General features: G+C 44.1%; 1 tRNA gene and 1 rRNA gene. Both read right to left on the bottom strand.

The window, feature by feature from the left end:
- Positions 1 to 447, bottom strand: a 23S ribosomal RNA gene (locus tag AC1RRQ_RS23275); the annotation flags it as partial.
- Positions 448 to 638: 191 nt separating this feature from the next.
- Positions 639 to 712: transfer RNA gene (locus AC1RRQ_RS23270), tRNA-Ala, on the bottom strand.
- Positions 713 to 792: the final 80 nt, after the last annotated feature.

Raw genomic sequence — 792 nt, 5'->3', positions numbered from 1 at the left:
TTAGCGGATGGTCCCGCCAAATTCAGACAGGGTTTCACGTGCCCCGCCCTACTCAGGATACCACTATCTATTATACTCGTTACCCATACGGGGCTATCACCCTCTATGGCGTCACTTTCCAGTAACTTCCGGTTCCTTGTACATAAAATATCGTGGTCCTACAACCCCATCATTGCCGTAACAACAATGGTTTGGGCTAATCCGCGTTCGCTCGCCACTACTTACGGAATCACTTTTGTTTTCTTCTCCTCCGCCTACTTAGATGTTTCAGTTCAGCGGGTTTGCCCACCTATCGGTGTACTATGTCTTCAACATAGTGGGTTGCCCCATTCAGGTATCTGCGGATCAATCGGTGTGTGCCCGTCCCCGCAGCTTTTCGCAGCTTATCACGCCTTTCATCGCCTCTGAGAGCCTAGGCATCCCCCATACGCCCTTATTTTGCTTATTGTACCAATCTTGCTTCTTAAAACAAGACCGTTTTTTTTTGTTTTTTGTTACTAATAACAAAAAACGCTTTCTACTTTTTATTATTTTCTTATCTCAATATGTCAATGAACTTTGTTTTGCTTTAGGCTTTAAGCAATACGCTTTAGGCTTTCTCAGCTTACAGCCTACAGCTTATAGCTTACGGCTTTTTGTGGAGAATAACGGAGTCGAACCGTTGACCTCCTGCGTGCAAGGCAGGCGCTCTAGCCAGCTGAGCTAATCCCCCATTTTCTTAGTGATGAGTTATTAGTTATGAGTTATGAATTATTGCTCATAAGGTCTCAACCTCTAAAATTTCCTTTTTTT

Source organism: Flavobacterium sp. GW821-FHT12A05 (assembly GCF_058807735.1).
The sequence above is the reverse complement of the archived record's forward strand: the minus strand, read 5'-3'. Positions and strand labels throughout refer to the sequence as shown.